The organism is Xanthomonas pisi DSM 18956 (assembly GCF_001010415.1).
Classification (GTDB): Bacteria; Pseudomonadota; Gammaproteobacteria; order Xanthomonadales; family Xanthomonadaceae; genus Xanthomonas; species Xanthomonas pisi.
The window spans coordinates 115637-122328 of sequence record NZ_JPLE01000012.1; the positions used below are offsets into that span (position 1 = coordinate 115637).

Below are 6692 nucleotides of genomic sequence, written 5' to 3' on the forward strand. Positions count from 1 at the left end.
GCCAAGCGTGCCGAAATAAGCCCCTGCATAGCGATGTCGTGGGCAAGGTGCGGTGCAGCCAGGCGCAGACGCGTGCACCTGCCAACGAGCGTGCCACGAGACTGCAACGGCGGCGCGGCCCGCGCTGGTCGATTCCGCAAGCCGCTCGGCTCGCGCTTGACACGGCGTTCGTTCGCGGCTGTAATCGAAAAAAATTACAGGCGTAATCGTATGCCGATCAGCGATGCGGAAGCGGTGGTGATGCAGGTGCTCTGGGACCGTGCGCCGCGCACGGCGGACGAGGTGGTTGCCGCGTTGGCGCAGACCCATTGGGCCGAGCCAACCGTCAAGACCTTGCTCAATCGCTTGCTCAACAAGGGCGCCATCGCAGCGCAAAAGGAGGGGCGCAAGTACCTGTACACGCCGTTGTTGCAGCGCGATCACTGGGTGCAGCAACAAAGCGAAGGGCTGCTGCAACGTCTGTTCGGTGGGCGGGTTGCGCCGCTGGTGGCGCACTTCAGCGAACGCGGAAAACTCAGTGCCGGCGACGTTGCCGAATTGAAGCGTCTGCTCAAGGAGCTGGACGATGAGCCCTGACGCGCTGATGTGGCTGCGCGCCACGGCGTACACCACGGTCGCCTTGCTGGCGTGCCTGCTGCTGCGCCGTCCGCTGCGCACCTGGCTGGGCGCCACCGCAGCGTATGCAATCTGGGCCAGCGTGCCGCTCGCGCTGCTGGCAGCCGTGCTGCCTGGCCCGCCGGTGGGTGCGGTGGTCGTGCAGGTGCCGGCGCTGACCGCCATCCCGTTGGCAGTGGACAGCAGACCCGGCGCGGCAGGCGTGCAGCAGTGGCTTGTCGCGGTGTGGCTGGCGGGCGCGGTGTTGAGCGCGATCATCGTGTGGTGTGGTCAGCGGAGCTTCTTGCGCAGTCTTGGCCCGCTGCATGCGCTGGACACCACACTGTGGCTGGCCACGCATGATGTCGGTCTGCCTGCGTCGCTGGGAATCATGCGCCCGCGGATCGTGCTGCCGATCGATTTCACCACGCGCTACAGCGCCGACGAGCGTGCCTTGATCCTGGCTCACGAGCGATTGCATCTGCGCCGTGGCGACCTGCACGCCAATCTGCTGGCCACCGTGTTGCTGTGCATCGGCTGGTTCAATCCGCTCCTGCATCTGGCGTGGCGTGCATTCCGGCTGGATCAGGAGCTGGCCTGCGACGCGGCCGTGCTTGCGCGTCATCCGGGCAAGCGTCGCAGCTATGCCGGCGCGATGCTCAAATGCCAGCTGGGCAATCGATGGTCGCCGTTGGCGTGCCACTGGGCGGCAACGCATCCGTTGACGCAACGCATTGCCGCGCTGCGTGCGCCGGCAATGGAGGTGCGGCGTGCACGGTGGAACATGCGCATGGTGGTCTCGCTTGCGGCCGTCGCCAGTCTTGCCTGTTGGGTCATCCAGCCTGCGCCTCTGAGCGCGATCCCGACGCCAGGCAATGCAGTGGATTTCAGCACGATGCAGCCACCCGGTTATCCAGCCGAAGCGATCGCTGCAAATGTTGCAGGCCTTGTCGAGGTGCAGATCGACGTCAGCCCGAGCGGTGCGCCTGACCATGTCCTGATCGTGCACAGCCAGCCGGCCGGAGTGTTCGATCAGGCCGTACTCGAGGCTGCGCGTCACTGGCGCTTCAAGCCCGCGATTGCAGAGGGAAAGCCAGTAGCTTCCCGGGTACGTGTGCCGGTCCGCTTCGAGCTGGATCCACCGGAACAGGCGGGCGCACCCAGCGACGCGAGCGGCGATGAGCGTCTCGCGTCGCAAGCTGGGCGTACCGATGACTGCGTGGCATCCGCAGAATGCGCAAAACAAGGGGCACCGCAATGAAGGGCGGTCTGGCTTGGTGCGGCGTCGTCGCGCTGAGCCTGTGCGGATGCGCAACGCAGCGCATGGTGGAACAGGAGCGCAGTCAGCGCGAGGATTCGGTGGATCAACGCATGCTGCCACCGCAATCGGGTGGCGGTGGTGGTGCCGTCGCCCCGTACACGCTTGCGGAAACGCAGCGGTTTCGCATGCCGCGCGCCTTGCGCAGCGAGGCGCCGGTGTTGCCGGCCGATTCGCCACGTCAGACCTTGCCGCCAACCACGGTATGCGCGCATGTGATTCTTTCCGCCGACGGCGCAGTGCAGCGCGTGGACCCGCTGTCCGATCGCGACGAGTGCGTGGCCGGCCTGCTGGCGGAGAACGCCGACCTGCTGCAGGCCGTGCGCATGACCGTGCAGCACTGGCAATTCGTGCCCGCCGCACTGTGCACGTATGCACCCGGTGCCGCACAGCCGTCGGCGCTGGATGACTGCAGCGGCGCCACGCATGAAGAGCCGGTGCCGGTGACGTTGTCGTTCGCGTTTACCTTCGAAGTGCGGCAGGGCAAGGTGAGCGTACGCACCGGCAAGGTTGCGCAATGACGTGGCGTGATTGCGACGTTTGATTTGCGCGTACGCAGTAACGGCTGTCGCGCAGCAGTGACGACCAACCATTCGTCATGCAGGCACCGGTTTGGCGAAGAGCAACCAACAAAACGACTGCGCTCCCCGCCAGGCGGGCGCGGCCGGTGCTCGGTGCGGCCTGTACCACACCTACACTGCGGTTCCTCCGCGCCGCCCACGCCCACCTGACGACTGCTCGCTACGTTTTGTTAACCGCTCTCGATAAACAGCGCAGCGATCGTCTGCACTGTGCAGACGATAAGGCGCGGATCACCGTGACGGGTGTTGGCTCAATACGCGCGCCTGCCGCATCAACACACCGTCCGCACAGCCGCCTCATCGCTTATCACCGTCTCAGTCCAACACATGCACGCTGTCGGCGATGCGCTGCACTTCGTTCGGGTTATGGCTGACATACAGCATCGGCAGGCGGGTCTCGTCGCGCACGCGCTGCAGGTAAGGGATCAACTCTTCGCGGCGTGCCTGATCCAGCGCGGACAACGGTTCGTCGAACAACAGGATGGCCGGCTGCGACAGCAATGCGCGGCCGATGGCCACGCGTTGCGCCTCGCCACCGGATAGATTGCGCGGGCGGCGTTGCAGCAGCTGGGCGATACCGAGCAGGGCCACCACGTCGTCGAATCCGAATGCCGCACCGCGTGCGTGCCGGCCGTAATGCAGGTTGCGCCGCACATCCAGATGCGGGAACAGCCGCGCGTCCTGAAACACATAACCGATCCTGCGTCGATGCGTCGGCACGTCCACGCCCTGCGCGTGATCGAACAGGCAGCGTCCATCGATACGGATATGCCCGGCATGCGGCCGTTGCAGGCCGGCAATGGCATTGAGCACACTGGTCTTGCCGGCACCGGAAGGGCCCACCAACGCCACTACCCGCGCATCGTCCTGGATGCGGATATGCCGCTGAAAATGGCCGCGTTGCAGGTACAGATCCAGATCCAGCATCAATCGTCCTCGCGCCGATACTGTCTGCGCACCAACCACTCCGACAACAGCAGCGCTCCCAGCGAGATCGCCAGCGCCACGCCGGCCAGGCGCCACACGCCCGATTCCATGCCCGGCACTTGCATCAGTCCATAGATGGCCGACGACAGCGTCTGCGTTTGGCCGGGGATGTTCGACACGAACGTGATCGTCGCGCCGAATTCGCCCAGCGCCTTGGCAAACGCCAGCACCACGCCGGCCACCAGGCCAGGCCAGGCCAGCGGCAGGGTGATGCTGAAAAAGACCCGCCACGGCCCCGCGCCGAGCGTGGCGGCGGCCGCTTCCAGGCGGCGGTCGGTGGCCTCGATCGACAGCCGGATCGCGCGCACCATCAACGGAAACCCCATCACCGCGCAGGCCAATGCCGCCCCGGTCCAGCGAAACGCAAACTGCACGCCGAGATGTGCCAGCAGCCAGCTGCCGATCGGCCCCTGCGTGCCCAGCATCACCAGCAGCGCATAGCCGGTGATCACCGGCGGCATCACCAGTGGCAGATGCAGCAATGCGTCCAGCAGCGCCTTGCCCGGAAAGCGCCGCCGCGCCAGCAGCCAGCCGCAGGCGATGCCCGGCGGCAGGCTGGCGATGGCGGCGACCAGCGCGACCTTCAGGCTCAGGCCGATCGCGGTGACTTCTTCAGCGGTGAACATCGACAGGCGGTGTGCCTCAATCCTTCAGCGAAAAGCCACGACGCACGAAGATCGCCTTGGCCGGCTTGCTGCTCAGCCACTGCACGAACTTGGCGGCCTCGGGCGTGCTGCTGTTCTTCAGGGCCGCCACCGGATACACGATGGCGTCGTGGCTGTCTGCGGGGAATGTGGCGACCACGCGCACCTTGGGCTCGGCGCGTGCGTCCGAGCCGTAGACGATGCCCAGCGGCGCCTCACCACGCGAGACCAGCATCAGTGCCGCGCGTACGCTCTCCGATTCGGCCAGGCGATTGCTCAGGCCATCCCACTGACCCAGCTTGCGCAGCGAGGTGGCGGCATACTTGCCGGCCGGCACGCTGCTGGTCTGGCCTACCGCCAGGCGTCCGGTCTCGCCGAGCGCCTTGGCGATGGCGCCGGGTGTGCGTGGATCCACCCGCACCTTGCTGGCGGCCGGTGCGATCAGCACCAGCGTATTGCCGAGCAGGTTGCGGCGCTGCGCCGGCACGACCAGGCCGCGCTGCTGCAGGTAGTCCATCCATTCCAGATCGGCCGAGAAGAACACGTCCGCCGGTGCGCCTTGTTCGATCTGGCGCGCCAGGGCGGAACTTGCGGCATACGACACCCGCACCGGCGTGCCGGAGGCTTTTTCGTAAGCGGCGGCAGCCTCGTCCATCGACTCCTTCAGGCTGGCGGCGGCGAACACGGTGACCGGCGCTGTCTGCGCAGCGGCCAGGACGGGCAAAGCGAGCATCAACGCACACAGGGCGCGTTGCCAGAAACCGATGGTACGCATGGGGATTTCCAACCGGGGCAAGGCTCCGATCATAGCGGCTGCGCCCAGACGGCGTGGCGAACGCCAACCGGCGCTACCGAGCCACGCCCGCGCGGCTGCCCGCCTGGAGATTGGCCTGCAACGCCGGCCGGATCAGCTTGGGCGCGGCAAGCGTGGCGTCGCGTGCCTGCCGTTGCGCGACGAATGCTTCGACATCCACGCCATCGCGCACATGGATATTGCTGCGCCGTTGCTCGCCGATGCTGGTCTGATGCGCCACTGCCCGGCCACCGGGGCCGTAGTCATGGCAGACGAACACGCGGGTGTCGTCGGCAAGCGCGTATAGGCGCTGGATCGAAGCATACAGTTGCCGCGCATCGCCGCCAGGAAAGTCGCATCGCGCCGTGCCGGCGTCGGGCATGAACAACGAATCGCCAGGAAACAGCGCATCGCCGATCAGGTACGCAATGCTGTCGCTGGTATGCCCGGGCACCGCGATGACGCGCACCTCCAGACCACCAAGCCCGAAGCGTTCGTCATCGGCAAACAGATGATCGAACTGCGAGCCATCGGGGCGGAAGTGCTGCGGCAACCCATAGTGCGGGGCCAGCGTCTGCTGTACTTGAACAATCCCTTCGCCGATCCCGACCTGTGCCTGTGGCCACTGCTGCTTCAACCACTGCGCGGCCGACAAGTGATCGGCATGCGCATGGGTTTCCAGCAGCCAGTGCAGCTGCCAGCCGCGTTGCCGGATCGCATCGGCGATGGCCTGTGCTGCGTGCGTCCCGATGGCGCCGGTATCGGCTGCATAGTCCAGCGCCGGGTCGATCACCGCCGCCGCGCCGGACGCCGCATCGGCGACCACGTAGGTGAAGGTGTTGCTGTCGGGGTGGAAGAACGCAAGAACCTCCGGTTGCATCGTTGCCTCCGCGTCAGGGGGTGCCCAGCGCCGCGTTGAGCACTGCGGCCAGTCGGTCGCCCGCCAGCCGCAACTGCGTCTCGGCAATCGGACGATAGGTGGCGATGTAGCTGGCCGGCAATACGTGCGCGTCGGGATACACGCCCGGGGTAATGGCGATCTTGCACGACGCCTGCGCCCATGCCGCGGCCGGCGGCGGCAGTGCGGGAGAGACCGCCGTGGCGGCCGGCAACGCCAGCAGGCGTTGCAGATAGGCGTCGTCGCCGAGGTGGCGGTCGTTGAGCATGCCGCTATCCCACAACGCATGCAGGTTGCTGCCCTTGCCATCGACCTGCAGCTGGAAATCGTTGCCGCCCTTGTCGTGCGCATACCCGGCGTGCATCGGCTGATGGATATCGCCGACAAAATGCACCACGAACTTCAAGGCTTGGCGTCGTACCTCCAGCGGCTGGCGACGGTCGGCAAGCACCGCGGCCTGGCGCTCGAGTGCGGCGATCACGCAGTTGCCGTCCGGGCAATCGCGCGGCGGCGCATAGTCGCAGTCGTGTTCGCCCAGGTTGACGTAATGCCACGGCCCCGAGCGCTTACCCAGATCCGGATCGTGCTCGCGCAACGCGTCGGCCCAGGTCGCGACACCGTGCAAGGTCGGGTCCGGCTCGCCGGCAAGCAGCTGCGCCACCTGCGTGCGTGCCTGCTGGCTCAATTCGGTTTCGGCAATGCGCGCCACCAGGCGGTGGCCCTGCGGGCCCCAGGCGAAGGCGGTGACCGGCTGGAGGGCCGCAGTCAGCGCCACGGCAAGCACAACGAGAGAGGGGGAGAAGGTCTTCATCCCCCGATTGTACGCAACCGTCCGGGACGGTTTGATGGCTGTCGCTGCCACTTAGAGCGTGTTATG

Annotated in this window: 8 protein-coding genes and 1 other RNA gene; 4 read left to right on the top strand and 5 right to left on the bottom strand. The window is 66.6% G+C overall.

Going from position 1 to position 6692, the window contains the following annotated elements; genetic code table 11:
• Positions 1-210: 210 nt before the first annotated feature.
• The 4 genes from Y887_RS02835 (at position 211) to Y887_RS18545 (ending at position 2669) form a co-directional block, all read left to right on the top strand.
• Positions 211-576, top strand: a complete 366-nt coding sequence (locus Y887_RS02835; RefSeq protein ID WP_046962895.1) for a BlaI/MecI/CopY family transcriptional regulator — start codon at positions 211-213, stop codon at positions 574-576.
• Positions 566-1855 carry a TonB family protein gene (locus tag Y887_RS02840; protein WP_046962896.1) on the top strand — a complete coding sequence of 430 codons (1290 nt, stop codon included), beginning with the start codon at positions 566-568 and terminating at the stop codon, positions 1853-1855. The genes Y887_RS02835 and Y887_RS02840 overlap by 11 nt, the downstream gene beginning before the upstream one ends.
• Positions 1852-2433: a hypothetical protein gene (locus Y887_RS02845; RefSeq protein ID WP_181113112.1), complete on the top strand. Its 582-nt coding sequence runs from the start codon at positions 1852-1854 to the stop codon at positions 2431-2433. Before Y887_RS02840 ends, Y887_RS02845 begins: the two co-directional genes overlap by 4 nt.
• 160 nt (positions 2434-2593) lie before the next feature.
• Positions 2594-2669: non-coding RNA, sX9 sRNA (locus Y887_RS18545), on the top strand.
• 139 nt (positions 2670-2808) lie between these two features.
• On the opposite strand, the gene Y887_RS02850 is transcribed toward Y887_RS18545, so the two are convergent.
• The 5 genes from Y887_RS02850 to Y887_RS02870 all read right to left on the bottom strand — a co-directional run bounded on the left by Y887_RS02850 (position 2809) and on the right by Y887_RS02870 (position 6626).
• Positions 2809-3420, bottom strand: coding sequence for a molybdenum ABC transporter ATP-binding protein (locus Y887_RS02850; RefSeq protein WP_046962898.1), 612 nt, complete (start codon positions 3418-3420; stop codon positions 2809-2811).
• On the bottom strand, positions 3420-4106 hold the full coding sequence (modB, locus tag Y887_RS02855) for a molybdate ABC transporter permease subunit (RefSeq protein WP_181113115.1): 687 nt from the start codon (positions 4104-4106) through the stop codon (positions 3420-3422). Before modB ends, Y887_RS02850 begins: the two co-directional genes overlap by 1 nt.
• A gap of 16 nt (positions 4107-4122) precedes the next feature.
• The gene (gene modA, locus Y887_RS02860; RefSeq protein ID WP_046962900.1) at positions 4123-4899 is read right to left on the bottom strand and encodes a molybdate ABC transporter substrate-binding protein; all 777 of its coding nucleotides are present in this window, start codon (positions 4897-4899) and stop codon (positions 4123-4125) included.
• 73 nt (positions 4900-4972) lie between these two features.
• The gene (locus Y887_RS02865; protein ID WP_046962901.1) at positions 4973-5797 is read right to left on the bottom strand and encodes an MBL fold metallo-hydrolase; all 825 of its coding nucleotides are present in this window, start codon (positions 5795-5797) and stop codon (positions 4973-4975) included.
• Between the two features lie 13 nt (positions 5798-5810).
• Positions 5811-6626 (bottom strand): S1/P1 nuclease, encoded by an 816-nt coding sequence (locus Y887_RS02870; RefSeq protein ID WP_104612018.1) that lies wholly within the window; start codon positions 6624-6626, stop codon positions 5811-5813.
• Positions 6627-6692: the final 66 nt, after the last annotated feature.

Bases quoted from the DNA above. Each gene is read 5' to 3' on its own strand.
- Y887_RS02835 (WP_046962895.1), top strand. From the start codon at position 211: ATGCCGATCAGCGATGCGGAAGCGGTGGTGATGCAGGTGCTCTGGGAC.
- Y887_RS02840 (WP_046962896.1), top strand. From the start codon at position 566: ATGAGCCCTGACGCGCTGATGTGGCTGCGCGCCACGGCGTACACCACG.
- Y887_RS02845 (WP_181113112.1), top strand. From the start codon at position 1,852: ATGAAGGGCGGTCTGGCTTGGTGCGGCGTCGTCGCGCTGAGCCTGTGC.
- Y887_RS02850 (WP_046962898.1), bottom strand. From the start codon at position 3,420: ATGCTGGATCTGGATCTGTACCTGCAACGCGGCCATTTTCAGCGGCAT.
- modB (WP_181113115.1), bottom strand. From the start codon at position 4,106: ATGTTCACCGCTGAAGAAGTCACCGCGATCGGCCTGAGCCTGAAGGTC.
- modA (WP_046962900.1), bottom strand. From the start codon at position 4,899: ATGCGTACCATCGGTTTCTGGCAACGCGCCCTGTGTGCGTTGATGCTC.
- Y887_RS02865 (WP_046962901.1), bottom strand. From the start codon at position 5,797: ATGCAACCGGAGGTTCTTGCGTTCTTCCACCCCGACAGCAACACCTTC.
- Y887_RS02870 (WP_104612018.1), bottom strand. From the start codon at position 6,626: ATGAAGACCTTCTCCCCCTCTCTCGTTGTGCTTGCCGTGGCGCTGACT.